The 14,316-nt window shown below is 64.2% G+C and carries 22 protein-coding genes and 2 pseudogenes; 16 read left to right on the forward strand and 8 right to left on the reverse strand.

What is annotated here, in order from left to right; genetic code table 11:
- Positions 1–4: 4 nt before the first annotated feature.
- Genes ACFFJB_RS02120 through ACFFJB_RS02145 form a run of 6 tightly spaced genes read right to left on the reverse strand, consistent with a single transcriptional unit; the run spans position 5 to position 2,509 of the window.
- Positions 5–376, reverse strand: a complete 372-nt coding sequence (locus ACFFJB_RS02120; RefSeq protein WP_376829173.1) for a single-stranded DNA-binding protein — start codon at positions 374–376, stop codon at positions 5–7.
- A 2-nt stretch (positions 377–378) separates the two neighbouring features.
- Entirely contained in the window at positions 379–1,029 is a 651-nt protein-coding gene (locus ACFFJB_RS02125) for an ERF family protein (RefSeq protein ID WP_376829175.1), read from the reverse strand.
- Entirely contained in the window at positions 1,029–1,655 is a 627-nt protein-coding gene (locus ACFFJB_RS02130; RefSeq protein WP_376829177.1) for a lambda exonuclease family protein, read from the reverse strand. Before ACFFJB_RS02130 ends, ACFFJB_RS02125 begins: the two co-directional genes overlap by 1 nt.
- Positions 1,627–1,806: a hypothetical protein gene (locus ACFFJB_RS02135; RefSeq protein ID WP_376829179.1), complete on the reverse strand. Its 180-nt coding sequence runs from the start codon at positions 1,804–1,806 to the stop codon at positions 1,627–1,629. The genes ACFFJB_RS02130 and ACFFJB_RS02135 overlap by 29 nt, the downstream gene beginning before the upstream one ends.
- 36 nt (positions 1,807–1,842) lie before the next feature.
- The gene (locus ACFFJB_RS02140) at positions 1,843–2,094 is read right to left on the reverse strand and encodes a DUF2312 domain-containing protein (protein ID WP_376829181.1); all 252 of its coding nucleotides are present in this window, start codon (positions 2,092–2,094) and stop codon (positions 1,843–1,845) included.
- Positions 2,087–2,509, reverse strand: a complete 423-nt coding sequence (locus ACFFJB_RS02145; protein WP_376829183.1) for a hypothetical protein — start codon at positions 2,507–2,509, stop codon at positions 2,087–2,089. The genes ACFFJB_RS02140 and ACFFJB_RS02145 overlap by 8 nt, the downstream gene beginning before the upstream one ends.
- A gap of 300 nt (positions 2,510–2,809) precedes the next feature.
- On the opposite strand from ACFFJB_RS02145, the gene ACFFJB_RS02150 reads away from it, so the two are divergent.
- The 16 genes and pseudogenes from ACFFJB_RS02150 to ACFFJB_RS02225 all read left to right on the forward strand — a co-directional run bounded on the left by ACFFJB_RS02150 (position 2,810) and on the right by ACFFJB_RS02225 (position 11,552).
- Positions 2,810–3,691, forward strand: coding sequence for a LexA family transcriptional regulator (locus ACFFJB_RS02150; RefSeq protein ID WP_376829198.1), 882 nt, complete (start codon positions 2,810–2,812; stop codon positions 3,689–3,691).
- Positions 3,692–3,865: 174 nt separating this feature from the next.
- Entirely contained in the window at positions 3,866–4,228 is a 363-nt protein-coding gene (locus tag ACFFJB_RS02155) for a hypothetical protein (protein WP_376829185.1), read from the forward strand.
- Positions 4,229–4,233: 5 nt separating this feature from the next.
- Positions 4,234–4,515 (forward strand): hypothetical protein, encoded by a 282-nt coding sequence (locus ACFFJB_RS02160; RefSeq protein WP_376829187.1) that lies wholly within the window; start codon positions 4,234–4,236, stop codon positions 4,513–4,515.
- 96 nt (positions 4,516–4,611) lie between these two features.
- On the forward strand, positions 4,612–5,109 hold the full coding sequence (locus ACFFJB_RS02165; protein WP_376829189.1) for a hypothetical protein: 498 nt from the start codon (positions 4,612–4,614) through the stop codon (positions 5,107–5,109).
- Positions 5,106–5,423 (forward strand): thioredoxin family protein, encoded by a 318-nt coding sequence (locus ACFFJB_RS02170; RefSeq protein ID WP_376828558.1) that lies wholly within the window; start codon positions 5,106–5,108, stop codon positions 5,421–5,423. Before ACFFJB_RS02165 ends, ACFFJB_RS02170 begins: the two co-directional genes overlap by 4 nt.
- Positions 5,424–5,651: 228 nt before the next feature.
- Positions 5,652–5,978 carry a hypothetical protein gene (locus ACFFJB_RS02175; protein WP_376828560.1) on the forward strand — a complete coding sequence of 109 codons (327 nt, stop codon included), beginning with the start codon at positions 5,652–5,654 and terminating at the stop codon, positions 5,976–5,978.
- Positions 5,971–6,252, forward strand: coding sequence for a hypothetical protein (locus tag ACFFJB_RS02180; RefSeq protein ID WP_376828561.1), 282 nt, complete (start codon positions 5,971–5,973; stop codon positions 6,250–6,252). The genes ACFFJB_RS02175 and ACFFJB_RS02180 overlap by 8 nt, the downstream gene beginning before the upstream one ends.
- The gene (locus ACFFJB_RS02185; RefSeq protein WP_376828563.1) at positions 6,245–6,466 is read left to right on the forward strand and encodes a hypothetical protein; all 222 of its coding nucleotides are present in this window, start codon (positions 6,245–6,247) and stop codon (positions 6,464–6,466) included. The genes ACFFJB_RS02180 and ACFFJB_RS02185 overlap by 8 nt, the downstream gene beginning before the upstream one ends.
- Positions 6,447–7,004, forward strand: coding sequence for a hypothetical protein (locus ACFFJB_RS02190; RefSeq protein WP_376828565.1), 558 nt, complete (start codon positions 6,447–6,449; stop codon positions 7,002–7,004). The genes ACFFJB_RS02185 and ACFFJB_RS02190 overlap by 20 nt, the downstream gene beginning before the upstream one ends.
- Positions 7,001–7,687: an FAD-dependent thymidylate synthase gene (thyX, locus tag ACFFJB_RS02195; RefSeq protein ID WP_376829190.1), complete on the forward strand. Its 687-nt coding sequence runs from the start codon at positions 7,001–7,003 to the stop codon at positions 7,685–7,687. Before ACFFJB_RS02190 ends, thyX begins: the two co-directional genes overlap by 4 nt.
- Positions 7,684–8,142 (forward strand): dCTP deaminase, encoded by a 459-nt coding sequence (locus ACFFJB_RS02200; RefSeq protein WP_376828571.1) that lies wholly within the window; start codon positions 7,684–7,686, stop codon positions 8,140–8,142. The genes thyX and ACFFJB_RS02200 overlap by 4 nt, the downstream gene beginning before the upstream one ends.
- A pseudogene (locus ACFFJB_RS02205) lies at positions 8,139–8,294 on the forward strand (helix-turn-helix domain-containing protein); the annotation flags it as partial. The gene ACFFJB_RS02200 and the pseudogene ACFFJB_RS02205, both read left to right, overlap by 4 nt.
- 14 nt (positions 8,295–8,308) lie before the next feature.
- Positions 8,309–9,301: a tyrosine-type recombinase/integrase gene (locus ACFFJB_RS02210; RefSeq protein ID WP_376828572.1), complete on the forward strand. Its 993-nt coding sequence runs from the start codon at positions 8,309–8,311 to the stop codon at positions 9,299–9,301.
- Between the two features lie 724 nt (positions 9,302–10,025).
- Positions 10,026–10,181: pseudogene (locus tag ACFFJB_RS02215) on the forward strand (thiamine pyrophosphate-binding protein); the annotation flags it as partial.
- Between the two features lie 379 nt (positions 10,182–10,560).
- Positions 10,561–11,232, forward strand: a complete 672-nt coding sequence (locus tag ACFFJB_RS02220; RefSeq protein WP_376829192.1) for a hypothetical protein — start codon at positions 10,561–10,563, stop codon at positions 11,230–11,232.
- The gene (locus ACFFJB_RS02225) at positions 11,229–11,552 is read left to right on the forward strand and encodes a thiamine pyrophosphate-dependent enzyme (RefSeq protein ID WP_376829194.1); all 324 of its coding nucleotides are present in this window, start codon (positions 11,229–11,231) and stop codon (positions 11,550–11,552) included. Before ACFFJB_RS02220 ends, ACFFJB_RS02225 begins: the two co-directional genes overlap by 4 nt.
- Before the next feature lie 557 nt (positions 11,553–12,109).
- Here the strand turns inward: ACFFJB_RS02225 and tnpC are convergent.
- Positions 12,110–13,738 carry an IS66 family transposase gene (gene tnpC, locus ACFFJB_RS02230; protein ID WP_376828577.1) on the reverse strand — a complete coding sequence of 543 codons (1,629 nt, stop codon included), beginning with the start codon at positions 13,736–13,738 and terminating at the stop codon, positions 12,110–12,112.
- Positions 13,739–13,816: 78 nt separating this feature from the next.
- Positions 13,817–14,158 (reverse strand): IS66 family insertion sequence element accessory protein TnpB, encoded by a 342-nt coding sequence (gene tnpB / locus ACFFJB_RS02235; protein WP_376828492.1) that lies wholly within the window; start codon positions 14,156–14,158, stop codon positions 13,817–13,819.
- Positions 14,159–14,316: the final 158 nt, after the last annotated feature.

Here is a 14,316-nt window from a genome sequence, read left to right on the forward strand (position 1 = left end):
CCCATCAGAATGGGATGTCGTCTGACAGTTGGTCGGCATAGTTGCCGCCAGCGTTGTCATTGCCCGGTGCGATTGCCCGATCGGATCCACCGCCCAAAAGCGTGACCTGATCCGCGCGAACGGTGAGATAGGTCTTCCCATCATGCTCGCGGGTGGACAGATCACCGGACACAGCGACGCGCGACCCCTTGGTCAGGTATTGCGACAGGCTTTCGCCGCGCTTACCCCACAGCGCCACGTCAAACCAGAGCGTGCGCTTGCCATCAGGTCCACGTTCCTCGACAGCAACGGGCCAGCCCGTCACCTTGTCGCCGCTGCCAGTCGTGCGGGTTACTGCGTCACGGCCAATGTTGCCGGCAATGGTGATGTTTTTCATGGTCAGGCTGCCTTGCTGAATTCACGGATCGCGGCTTGCTTGAGCGCGTAGACCTTGCGCAGGTGCTCTTTGGTGGCGTCAGGCAGAGCGGCGAGGCGCTGGCTATTGCGGGCGAGCACTTCTTTCAGCGCTGCCTCAGTCTCAGCCTGGTCAATCTCGCGCTCGATTTCAGCGGCTGTCGCGGCGGCGTTCGGAGCGGGCGGCGTCTGCATGGGCTGCGAGCGGCCATCGCGGCCACTGGCGGCGTTGCCGTCGTCATCCTCGGGAGCAACGCCTGTCATCGCCATCAGGCCATAGCGGCGACCATAGGTGATGGCAGAGCCAACACCCTGCGGATCAGGCTTCACCGGGCGCAGAGAGAGCGTGGATCGCACCCACTGGCCGCTCTTGTGCATCAGCATGGTCGTGATGCGGACAACCGACCCTCCCGCCTCCGTCGAGACGGGCTGAATGATGCTGAACCCGTTGGCGTTCAGAGCGCCCTGCACCGCGTCAATCACGTCGGCCAGTTCGGCATACTTCGACTTGAAGTGGTCATTGCGCTTGGTCTTGATCACGTCGCCCATAGCCTTCTGTGCTTCCACGAAAGCTGGCGCCCATGCTGAAATGTCGGCGGACATTTCCATCACTTCGGAGATGATCTGATCGGTCATCACGCGGCCTCCTGCCGGTAATAGCGGGCGCGCAGAGCGGACAGCTTGTCGTCCAGTTCTGCAAGAAACTTGATGACTTCGGCCTCAATGCTGGCGATGCGTTCGGCGTCGCGGTGGAACCGCTTCACGAAAATCTGCAACTCTGCCGGCACACGCGGATCGAAGCTGACGAAATCGCACCAGTCGCGGCCGGTGCAGGCCATCTGCCAGAGCATCTGCGCCTCGTATTGAGCCGGGATGCGCTCCGACAGAAGCGTATCAATGTGCGTGTGGGTATTCGGGCACTTGATTTCGACCAGGCCATCTGCGCCCACCAGGCCGTCGGGCGAAGCAGCCGACATGCCGATCACTGGATGCTCGATCAAGCCGACCTGCTCGACGCGGACGTTGTGCAGGAAGCTGTATGCGTCACGCGCCTGCGGCTCCGTATCGGTGCCCCATTGCATCGCAGGGCTGGTGTATTGCTGCGCCGGAATCCCGGTCAGTCGCTCGACCAGCAATTGCGACATGTAGGCGTCACGGCTGGCGGAATACCCGGATTTCGTGCGGGCGATCACGTCAGCGACGCGCGAGGCAGTCACCTTGCCGACGCGGGCGTTAAGCCATTCGACGCTCCCCTGTTGCATGTCCTGCTCCCTGATATTTCCTGACCACCGGCTTGCCGTTGCGCCATCCGATGACGCGCAGACCGTTGGCCTTGGCTTGCTGTTCGATCACCAGCCGCCGGGTCTTTTCGGCCTTCTGGCTGGCTACGTAGATTTCGTTGAGGCGTTGCATTGCTGCCTCCTACGCGTGCGCCTACACGTGAGGGCGTCACGCCATGCCGAGTGCTTGCAGGTACAATTCCAGGACGGCTTCGTGCTCCTGGCGCTCGGCAGCATCCTTGCGGCGCAAAGCGATGACCTGCTTGATGATCTTCACTTCGAAGCCACGGCCACGGGCTTCGGCGTAAACGTCCTTCTTGCCTGCGTTCAGGTCCGCAATCTCTGCGTCGAAGCGCTCAATGCGCTCCACAATCTGTCGCAGTTCATCGGCTGCTATGCCGGTGCTCGCTACATCATTCACGTATAGCCTCCGCTAATAGCGCCTTGGCTTCCGCCAGCAGAGCTTCCACTTGGTCCAGATCCACCGAACGCGCAGAGCCGCCCACTTGGCGAGCCACTTCCAGTTCATGCGCTAGCCCCCGCATTTCGCGCTCCATGTCCTTGATGGCGTAGGCGGTGAGCGCATCGCGCACGCGCGCATCAAGGCGTTTCAGGCGGTCGCGGGCGATGTTGTAGAGCGTGCCAGGAGCGATCCCGGCCCGCGAAGCAACTCGCCTGCGAGCGTCGTCTATTGATCCGCCGGAGCGCATTTGCTCCCGGCGAACAGCGGCGCGTTCCATGTCGCGCAGCCGGTCAAGATCAGTGATGGCGGCGTCTGTCATTCGCGCCCCCGTTTGCGGATGATTTATCCGCTGTTGCTGGATGCCCCGTCCCATTCGCCTGTGCTCCACTGGTGTTCAGAAAGGAGGCGACTTGGCGAAAGAGACGGAAAACTGGCGATCTGTAGGAGACGTTGCCGCTTTAATCCTTGGCAGGCTGGAGCGGCAGCGTCTCGTCGCGTCTGAAAAGGTGCCGGGAGCCGTCAAAGCCCCCGGCCAGTTTCAGGGAGGACGCGCCCCGTGGGGGCCTCGTGCGGGCGCACGTGAGCGCGCCCGGATCCGGTGAGACAGGCGGGGGGCGTTCATGACGCCCTCCGTTCTTTTTGGGCTGCGAGGTCGGCGAGGACCTCAAACGTGATGCCTCGCACCCGCTTGCGGCGTGCAACCTCGACCACCCGCCGCCAGTGCCGGGGCGGGATGGAGTCGCGGCTTTTCCATGCACTGGTTGTGCCCACGCTGCATCCGATCGCTTTTGCGAACTGGACCGAACCGCCAAGGGCATCGATAACGGATGAAAAATTCTGCATGACGCAAACTAATCTGCATTACGCAATCATCCACGTCAAGCCTGAATTATCAGATTTGCAATCAGCGGCTCTGCATACTGCCGACATGGAAGTGCATGACAGACTCAAGCAGGCGCGCATCGCGCGCGGCATCAAAACAGCCAGGGCTGCCGCTGAGCGGCTGGGCGTCCCCTATGGCACATACTCTGGCCATGAGGCCGGAACACGCGGCATTCGCATGGAGGAACTGAAGGCATATGCCGACGCATTCCGTGTCTCAGCTGCATGGCTGGCATTCGGCGAGGGCGATCCACATGAGCTACCGCCTAGCTTTAGGCTAGAGGTGTACGGTCATGTGGGGGCAGGAGCCGAAGTGTACGGAATTGATGATCATGCGCCAGGGGAGCCTATGGAGGTCTTTGATACAGCCCTCCCTGTGGCAGACGGAACAATCGGCGTCATTGTCCGGGGGGATTCTATGTACCCCAGGTACGATGACGGTGACGTGATCGGGTATTTCCGGGATGGGCGCGACCCATTGGACCTGATCGGCAAAGAGTGCATCGTGAAGCTGGCAGACGGGCGCTACTTCGTGAAACGGCTGCGGAGAGGACGCGCCCAGGGTCTGTTCAACCTCGAAAGCGTCAATGCGCCACTCATTGAGGATGTGGTCGTAGAGTGGGCGGCAGAGGTTCACACCGTCATCCGCTCGGGACAGTGGCGAACCAAGTAGCCACAGACACTCGCTGCGCTTCCTAGCCCCGCCTTCGAGCGGGGTTTTTATTGCCTGTTATGCACCCGGCAAGTGCGCCTGATTGCGTCACGCAATTTATTCTGCATTTCGCAATTGACATGAGGTCTGCGTTTTGCAATCATCACTCCATCGCCACACGGCATGGAGACCGACATGGGCAACGAGATTCCGCCCCGCTATTTCCTGATCCACGGATCATGCGACGGGCTTGATCCCACCATTGAGTTTGACGACGCGCAGTCGCTGGCCGAACTGGCTCGCCAGATCAATGGAGCGGACGTCGAGACGATATTCCGCGTCTGGGAGTATTCGCACTCCGACGGACAGATGCGCGACGTGACAGAAGACGTTGCGACAGAGCTGGCGTTGAACAGCTACCGCGACTCCGAGACCCCCAGCTTCGCTGCCGTCGATCTGATCGACAGCTACGGCCTCGCTTACTACGGCCACTACCAGTCCAGGCGTTCGGATGGCTACGCCGACTATCGCAACGACATGCGCATGGCTGCGGAGTGAGCGCCATGAAGCACATCGGAATCAATCATGAGCCTGCAACTGCTTCCGGTAGCGTCGTTGATATGCGCGGCATTTACCTCAACGGCATGGCTTCTCTGCCGTCTATAGCGGTCGCCAGCGCCATCGGGGCGCTGACCGGGCACATGATCTGCCACGAAATCGCAGCGTCGTGCGGGCTGGATGCTCGCCGGCACATCGAAAGCGCCAAGGCCGCCATTGATGAACTGCGCGAGGCCGCTGGCCTGTCGCCCATCGATTGGCCTGCCACCGCCAAGCCTGCGGAGTGACCATGACCGCCACCGAATTCCTCTGGCTGTTCGCAGCCTCTTGCATCATCGGCGGCGTGGCTGACTACGCCTGCTCTGTCTGGCTGTGAGGTCAGCATGAACTGGCACAACGACAGGCTCTGCTGCGAACTGCTGATACTGCCGATCATGGTCTATGACTTCGCGCAGTCGCAGTACCCGATCCAGCGCACCGATGAAGAACGCCACTACACGCGCGGCGTACTCAATGGCTGCTATTTCGCCGTGTGGGAACTGATTGAGCATCTTGACCACAAGCGGGCCGAAAAACTTCTGAACCGAGCAATGCGTGTCTGCCGGCAGATCGCCGTCGAATTGAACAACCGGCCCGGCGCTCGCATCGGCATGACGCATTACTACCTGATTGAAGAACTGCTGTCGTCAGGAACGATTGAACTGTGCGCAGGCTCCGCGTTCGGAGACGCGCTGGAAGTTCTGCTGACCGGCGTTCAGGAGCACTTCGCCAAGGAAAAGCTGGACGCCGCCGCGCAAAAGTCCGCGCGAAAGCTGCTCGATATGCTCCGCGACCAGCACGGCTTCTACCGTGAGCACTTCGCCAAAAGGATCGCAGCATGAAGGTTTTGTACTTCACCGGCCCCTGGTGTCAGGCATGCCAGCAGCTGAAGCCATTTGTCGAGCGCGAGACGACCAACCATGGCGTTACGCTGGAATACATCGACATGGGCGAACAGCCCGACGTTGCTGACGCGCACGGCGTTCGCGGAATCCCGGCAATCTCGATTGTCGATGACGCGGACAAGCAGGTTGACCTGATTACTGCCGCGCAGATCCGCATCCGCCTTCCGGCTGCTCTGAAGGAGGCAGCCGCCGCCCGCGCCCACGCAGAGGCCCTGATCGCGCTGACGAAGCGGGAGGCCAGCCATGACTGACGCGCCGCGCGACGTGCCTGCGCAGGAGCGCGAATGCCTGGAGTTTGTCTGATGACAGAGAAAGCGTTTCAGAAGATCAAGGCAGGGCTAGAGGATGCCCGCGATATGCTCGCCGCCGCCCCTGCCGCGCCTGCGCAGGAGCCGGTGACGCCCGATGTAACAGCCCGATTTGTTACGTCCTCCGGGTGCATCCAAGGCTTTCAATCCGTTCCGGTAAGCGCGGTTCGGATGAGCGACGACGGGACGCAATTAGACGTTGATTTGGATTACTGGCCTCCAGCCGCCAGCCCGCAGGTGAAGGTCAAGCCGCTGGTGTGGGAGGAGCATCCCGCCGGGCTGGTCGCGAGCGCCGGCGGGATCGGCGAGGCATACATCATCGACACACGGATTGCGCGCCGTGTGCACTTCATGAAGGGCATGGATCACAACCGGACATACCCTTCCTTGGAGGCTGCCAAAGCCGCCGCCCAGGCCGACTTCGAGCGCCGCGTCCGCGCGTGCCTAGTGGGCAAGATCGTGAACAAGGATCTGGATGGCGGAGGCGACAATGACTGACCAGAAAATCAACGACGGCGGGCCGGCATTTCCCTGGAATGAGAAGCACAGCGATGGATCGCATTACCACGGCAATCCCGGCATGTCGCTCCGCGACTGGTTCGCCGGGCACATCGCCGCCGCAATGATGACTGCGACGAGCGCGGATAGCGACTACCCCAACATCGACTACCAGCGAGATGCTGGTGGCCCAACCGTTGCAGAACGTGTTGCGACCATCGCGTACCGCTTGGCAGACGCCATGCTCCAGGCGCGGGAGGCGAGCAATGACTGACGACATCAAGCTGCTGCCGATGCCGAAGGGCGAGGCCGTTGGGATGTATCAAGCGTGGAGCTACGACCAGATGCAAGCCTACGCCCGCGCCAACGTCCTGCACCACACCGCCACGCTACAGGCCGAGATCGAGGCGCTGCGGGCAGAGTGGGACGCGCTGCGCGCAGAGAGCGCGAACGCCGGAGGTATGTCTGATGAACATGAGCAAAGGTGATGTGTGCGCGCTGGAAGTGGAGGTGATGTCTGTCGATGACCTGAAGGGATCGGCCATCATCACCTATGAGGCGCACGACGGCAGGATTTGCGGTGCATCGGTAGATACGTCGAGGCTCAAAGTGCTCCGCCCAGCCCCGGTCGATCTGGCGACGTGCCCGCTGCCGGCGCAAGCCACCGTCGATGGGGATAATCCAGCGCGGCAAGTGACGGTGCTGGCTCGCAACGGAGATGTGGCATGGGTGCGCGAGCGCGACGGATCGCACAGCACCGTTCTGCTGTCATGCCTGCGCCCCGTTGCGAAATCGGCCACCAATTTTTTTGTCATGCTGCCCGTGCCGGAGCCGCTGAAAGAGCCGCCGGAAAAGGGGACCGCATATTGGTGCGTGAGTGATGACTTCGACGATCTCTGGTGGAGCGAGTGGGACGGCCGGGCCACGGATCAAAGGCGTCTCCAGGACGGTCGTGTCTTCGCAACTCGCGAGGCAGCTGTCGCCGCGCTGATGGAAGCCGCCATCAGGGCAAGGGGGAGCGAATGATTACAGCAGAATACATCCAGCACATGGGTAGTGACCTGGTGGTGGCCAATGCGGCCAGGGTTTCATTCGACAAGGAGAGTGAGTGGGACAAGGAGCACTTCTCCGGCGAGGATGATGTGTACCTAGAGCGGCTGTCCGCCCGCGACGCCAAGCTTATCGCCTACCTGGCCCGTCACAACCACTTCACGCCCTTCACGCACTGCATGATTACCATGCGTGAAACCGTACCGATCTTTGTGGCCCGGCAGCGTTTCAAACACGTAGTAGGTTTCTCATACAACGAGGTGAGCCGCCGCTACGTAGACGACGAGCCGGAGTTCTATGAGCCGGAAGTCTGGCGGAAACGCGCGGACCACGTGAAGCAGGGGAGTAGCGATGAGCCTGTGGAGATGGGCCATAGGACCCGTGAGGCTGTGGCCTGCTACGCCAAGGAAGCCGTGACGCTTTATAATGAATTGCTGCGCCTTGGTACTGCTCCTGAACAAGCCCGCATGGTCCTGCCTCAGAGTATGTTGACGAGTTATTATGTGACCGGCTCCCTGGCAGCCTTCGCTCGCGCGTACACCCTACGCACCCATGAAACCGCACAGCGCGAAATCCAGGACCTTGCGAAACAATGGGATGCGATCATCAGGCCGCTGTTTCCTGTGGCTTGGGGGGCGCTCACGGGAGGCGAGGCATGATCCTTTCTGCCGCCACCATCCGCGCCATCCAGCCGGTCCGCCCGTTCTGCGAGCACACCATTCACAATGGCCGCTCCTACGGCCTATCGCACGCAGGCTATGACGTGCGCATCAAACAGGACGTTTTCCTGCGCGCCGGCGAGTTCTCGCTGGCGTCAACCGTCGAGCACTTCGAGATGCCCGACGACGTGCTGGCTATCGTCCACGACAAGAGCACATGGGCACGGCAGGGGTTGTCTGTGTTTAATACGGTGATCGAGCCAGGATGGCACGGCTGGCTGACCCTTGAGCTGAAAAACCAGCACCACACCAACCACATCAGGATCGCGGCAGGCGATCCGATTGCGCAGGTTGTGTTCCAGCGGCTCGACATGCCGACGGTTCCATACGCCGGTAAATATCAATCACAGCCTGACCGACCCGTTGAGGCCATCCTTGAAAGGAGCGCGGAATGACCACAGCAAAAGTCGCGCGCGTTTTCACGCCTGAGCAGGTTGCAGAAATATGGGGCTGCACGGGCAACCACGTCCGCAACCTGATAAAGCGCGGCGAACTCCGCGCTTTCCGGTTAGGCTCCAAACTGATTAGAATCCCGGCTGACGCCATCGCAGAGTATCAGGCATGCCAGATTACAGCATCGGACGCCTCAACGGGCGATACGTCGTCTCATGGTGGATTGACGGGAAGCGAAAGCGTTATCGTCTTAAAGCACTCAACGCGAAGGACGCGGAGCGCGAGGCGCTAGACACGATCCGCAGGGATGCTGGCAATCCCGACACGGGAACCATTGCCGATATATGGGATGCCTACCGTGCAGAAAAGGAAGGACGGCGTGTGGCAGAGGCCATGCGCCATGAATGGAAGGCCATAGGGCCTTTCTTCGGCCACCTTCGCCCAGAGCAGGTCACGACGGCCAAGTGCCGGGATTACACAGCAGCCCGGCGCAAGGCAGGCAAGCATGATGGCACGATATGGACTGAATTAGGCCACCTGCGCACGGCGCTGGTGTGGGCGCTTGGCCGGGACAAAGCCCCACGCATTGACCGGCCTGCGAAGCCAGCCCCAAAAGAGCGATACCTTACGACGGCTGAAATCGCGCGGCTGCTTGACGCGCCGATGGCGCATCACATCAGGTTGTCGATCCTGCTCATGCTGTCCACCGCCGGGCGCGTCGGCGCTGTGCTCGAATTGACGTGGGATCGCGTGGACATGGAACGCGGCCAGATAAACTTGCGCACGGATGCGACAGGGCCGCGCAAGGGCCGGGCAATTGTCCCGATGAACGCCGGGCTTCGCGCTGCGCTAGAACATGCCCGATCTGGTGCGCTGACGGATCATGTCATCGAATGGGCGGGCCGGCCGGTCAAAAGCATCAAGACGGGGTTTAACGCCGCCGTTGCTGCCGCTGGACTTGAAAACGTGACGCCCCACGTCCTGCGCCATACAGCCGCCGTTCATCTGGCGGCGGCAGGAGTGCCGATGGCGCGCATTAGTCAGTACCTGGGCCACAGCAGCACGGCAGTAACAGAACGGGTCTATGCGCGCTTTTCGCCAGACCATCTGCGTGATGAGGCTGAAATACTGGATTTCACGAGCATCAAGCGTATTGCATGACGCTAGCCATATTTTACGGAGTGCTCGCAGGTTCATTGAACCTGGACAGGCGGCGAATGGCTGAATCAGGTTCGGAAAAGCGCATTGTAAAGTCTGCTCTTTTCGCCAGAACGCAAGAGATTCAACGATCCGCCGCCTGCTCATAACGGTCTGGTTGCAGGTTCGAGTCCTGCCGGGCCCACCATAATTTTTTGGCGCGTCATGAGATTGCGGAGCGCCCGCCAGGGCGTTGCGCCTGACGCTGCGCAGCGGTCGCCCGCTCAATCCGTTCCGGACCATATTCAGGGCGACCCTGCCGGTCCGGCTTTCCTCCCCCCTGCATGGCGTCAGGCGGTGAGGCGCGCGCCGTCGCGGCGCGGGCGCTGGCGCGGCGATCGGCTGTATGCGCTCGCGCACGCCGCATGTCTTTCCCTGCCGGCGGCGCATGGCGCGGCCGGGGCGCTGGCGGCGGCGGGCCGCGCGCCCGGGCGCGGGCTGGCGAATGCGGAGCGAGGCGTCGGGTTGCATTCCCTGCGGGCGCCCAGGATGATGCGACGTATGGCCCGCATGTCGGGCGCGCGCCGGCGGCGGCGTTCATGCGGCGTTCATGGAGAGCCGCGACGCCGGGGGGTTGCAGGGAGGGCGGCGTGGCCGCAGCAACAGTTCGTGACGTGACTTTCCAGCTGCTGCGCGAGCTGGGCGTCACCACCATTTTCGGGAACCCGGCTCGACCGATGAAACGTTCCTGAAGAACTTTCCCGCCGATTTCAGATACGTCCAGGTGCTGCAGGAAGCGTCGGCGGTGGGCGTCGCCGACGGCTGGGCCCAGGCCATGCGGCGGCCCGCGCTGGTGAACGTGCATACCTCCGCGGGCCTGTGCAACGCCATGAGCAACATTCTCACGGCCTTCCAGAACCGCACGCCGCTCGTCATCACCGCCGGCAACCAGACGCGCGCCATGCTGCTCATGGAGCCGTGGCTCACCAATGTGGAGCCCGCCATGCTGCCGCGCCCGTGGGTGAAGTGGAGCCACGAGCCGGCGCGCGCGGAAGACGTGCCGGCCGCCTTCATGCGCGCCTTCGCCATGGCCATGCAGCCTCCGGCCGGTCCGGTGTTCCTCTCCATTCCGCTGGATGACTGGGACAGGCCTGCGGCGGGCCCGGTCGCGCCGCGCAGCGTGTCGCAGCGTGTCGCCCCGGACGCGGAGCGCATCGCGCTTTTCGCCGCCCGCCTGTCGCAGGCCAGGCGTCCGGCGCTCATTTATGGTTCGGCCATCGCCCGTGGCGGCGGGTGGAGGCAGGCCGTCGCCCTGGCGGGAGAAACTGCAGGCTCCGGTGTACGCCGCGCCCGCATCCGAAAGGCCGCCGTTTCCGGAAACCCATCCGCTTTACGCCGGCGGGCTGCCTTTCGCCATGGGGCCGCTGGCGCAAAGGCTGGAGGGGCACGACGCCGCCCTCGTCGTGGGCGCGCCGGTTTTCCGGTATTATCCCTATATTGACGGCCCTTACATTCCCGATGGCCTCGACCTCATGCACGTCACCGACGACCCGGCCGAGGCGGCGCGGGCGCCGGTGGGCGACAGCCTGCTGGGCGACGCCGTTCTGGCGCTTGAAGCGCTGGAGCGGCTGACGCCGGCGCGCGCGCCGCCGGCGCCGGTGCGCCGCCAGGCGCACGGGATGGCTCCGCACCCGCCGGCCGCGCCGCAGCCTGACGGCGGCCTGCCGGACGCCGGCGCGCTGTTCCGCGCCCTGCGGGCCGCCTGCCCGCCGGATACGGTGCTGGTGGAGGAAACGCCGTCCAGTTTGCCCGAGCTGCACGCCGCCTGGCCTGTTGAGCAGCCGGACGCCTTCTACACCTTCGCCAGCGGCAGTCTGGGGTGGGGGCTGCCGGCCAGCGTTGGCGTGGCCCTCGCGAGCGGGACAGCGGCCGCAACCGCCCGGTTGTTGCGGTGATTGGCGACGGCTCGGCGCAATACGCCATCCAGGGGTTGTGGACGGCCGTGCGGCTGGAGCTGCCGGTGCTTTTCGTGATTCCGGCCAACGGGCAGTACTGCATTCTCAAGTCCTTCGCAGGGCTTGAGGGGACGCCGGGCGTGCCCGGCCTTGACATTCCCGGCCTGGATTATGTGGCGCTGGCGCAAGGATATGGCGCGACGGGGGTGCGCGCGCAGACCCTTGCAGAGGTGCAGGGCGCCGTCGCCGCGGCCCTCGCACGCAAGGGGCCGACCGTGCTGGAGGTTCCTGTCCAGCCCGCCGTGCCGCCGCTGCTCTGAGGCGCGCCGCTGCTCTGAGGCGCCCGGGGCGCCGTCGCCCGTTCCGTCCGGATCGCGTTCCGGCGCCAGGCCGGCCGTTCGCCGCCATGCGGTGCGAACGGCCAGGCTGGCCGCGTGGGCGCAGGCTGCGCCGCGCTGGCGGCTGGCGCGCGTCAGCGACGGCTGGTGTCGCTGATGTTGGCGGCGGGGGAGACGGAGCGCTCCTGTCCGCTTCCGCGCCGTCGGCGGCCTCAGCCTTCACCAGCACGCCCTCCCGCAGCCACAGCGCGGCGACGTCGTTCTCGGTGAGGTCCGGCTCGGCCGGCGCGGCAGTCGCCGCCGTCGCCGCCGCCAGCCGCGCGGCGAGCGTTTCTCCGTCCGTCGCGGCGGGGGCGCGCGTCGCCCTGGCGGCGGCGCGCGCGGGGGCTCCGGCGGCGCCGGCGGCGGCGAGGCAGCTGGAGATGGCCGCGAGAATGCCGGGAAAGAATTCGCGGCGGACAAAAATCGAAACGCCGTCTCGCGCTGTGTAAGCATGCGGTGAGCACCACATCTGAGACGCCTCCGCCTCAGGCTATGCCTTACCCCGTGGTGGCTGCCTTCCAGTTCCACGGCAGCAGTTCATCGATACGCGCAGCCGGAATGCTATTGATCCTGGCGAGGACGTCGGCCAGCCACGCCTGAGGATCAACGTCGTTCATGCGGGCGGTGACAATCAGGCTGTACATCGCCGCAGCGCGCTGTCCGCCGCGATCCGATCCGCAGAACAGCCACGCCTTGCGGCCAAGGGCGACGCCGCGCAGCGCCCGTTCGGCGGCGTTGTTCGACAGGCAGATCCGCCCGTCATCGAGGAAGCGCGTGAACGATGGCCAGCGCTGGCTCAGATAGCCGATGGCCCTCACCAGGGGATGGCCACGACTGAACTGGTCCCGGGTCTGGCCAAGCCATGCCTCCAGCTGCGCAATCACCGGCGCGCTGCGCATCTGGCGCACGGCCCGGCGCCCGTCGGCGCTGGCTCCATTGATGTCGCGTTCGATCGCGAACAGGCTGTCGATCAGGCGAACAGCTTCCAGCGCCCGCGGATAGACGGACGGCGGCTTCAATCCCCTGGCCGTTTTGCGGGCGGCGCTTTCGATGTCCGCCAGCTCAAAGAACTTGCGTCTTGCGTGCGCCCAGCAACCCGCCTCCAGAATGGGGGCTGGCGCGCGCTCTGGCCTGTACAGCTCATTGTAACCGCCATAGGCGTCGGCCTGAAGAATGCCGCTCCATGCCCTGAGGTGCTCCTGCGGGTGAACGCCCCGACGGTCGCGTGAGTAATGGAAGACAGCCGCCGGTGGCGCGGGGCCGCCCCAGGGGGCGTCGTCACGCACATAGGTCCAGAGCCGGCCCGTATCGGTCTTGCCCTTCGCCAGCACCGGAACCGTGGTGTCGTCGCCATGCAGCCGTTTAGCCGCCAGCACATGCGCCTCGATCCGCGAGAACAGCGGGGCCAGCACCGAGGCAGCGCCGCCGACCTGATCCGCCAGCGTCGACAGGCCCAGCGGCACGCCCTCGCGGGCATAGCGCTCGCACTGGCGGTTGAGCGGCTGATGCTGGCCAAACTTCTCGAACACGATCTGGGCCAGAAGCCGGGGACCGGCCCAGCCGCGCGGCAGCACATGGAACGGCGCTGGAGCCTGGGCGATGGCCTCGCAGTCGCGGCACGAGAACTTCTCCCGCACCGTCTGGATCACCTTCCACTGGCGCGGGATCACCTCCAGCGTCTCGGTGATGTCCTCGCCCAGCTTCCTCAGCCGCGCGCCGCCGCAGCAGGCGCAGGCGCGCGGGGCTTCAACCACCACCCGCTCACGCGGCAGGTGCTCAGGGAAAGGCTGACGCGCGGGCTTCCTGCGGCGGAACGCGGCGACAGGCGTGGTCGCGCGGGCGGCGGCTTTCTCTGCGGCAAGCTCGTCCTCGGTCGCGCCAGTCTCAAGCTCCTCCAGCTGCAGCTCAAGCTGGTCGAGCAGGCGGGCGGTCCGCTCCGATGAGGCGCCAAAGCGCTCACGTTTGTACTTCGCAATGAGCAGCTTCAGATGGGCGATCTGCGCCTGGTCATCGGCGCGCCGGGCCCGGGCTGCGGCGGCTTCTGCCTCGGCCCGGTCAGCCCGCTCCACGGCGGCGACGAGCGCCGCTTTCAGCGCTGCGACATCGTCAGGAACGGGGCTGGCCATGGCTTTCATGACCGTAGTGAATCACAGATCAGGGCGTTTGTGGCGCCCCAAAATGCCGTCTGGCCAAACTATTTTTGCTCAGCCGGCGCTGCGCGGCCTCCAGCTGTGTTGCGGATGGCGCCAGTCAATTCCTTCGAGCAAATAGCCGAGCTGGGCTGCCGTTAAGGCAACCGCGCCGCCCCCTGTCGCAGGCCAGATGAACCGGCCGCGTTCCAGCCGCTTCGCATAGAGCGACATGCCGATCCCGTCGTGCCACAGGATCTTGCACAGTGCGCCGCCGCGGCCCCGGAAGACATACAGGTCGCCGCAATGGGGATCGCGCCGGAAATGCTCCTGCACCAGCAGCGCAAGGCCATTCATGCCCTTCCTCATGTCGGTGTGGCCAGAGCAGATCCACACCCGGGCGCCGGCGGGGATCATCGCAGCGCCTGCAGCACGGCGCTGACCAGCGCAGGCGGGGCTGAAAGGGGGATATCAATCCGCGCTGTGACAAGGGTGACGCTGATCACCGGGGCGCTTCAGGCCCCGGGCTGCATTCATCGCCCGCCACAAAGCTTCCAGGCTTGAGCCCGCCGCCA

This window comes from Camelimonas abortus (assembly GCF_042432745.1).
GTDB classification, from domain to species: domain Bacteria; phylum Pseudomonadota; class Alphaproteobacteria; order Rhizobiales; family Beijerinckiaceae; genus Camelimonas; species Camelimonas abortus.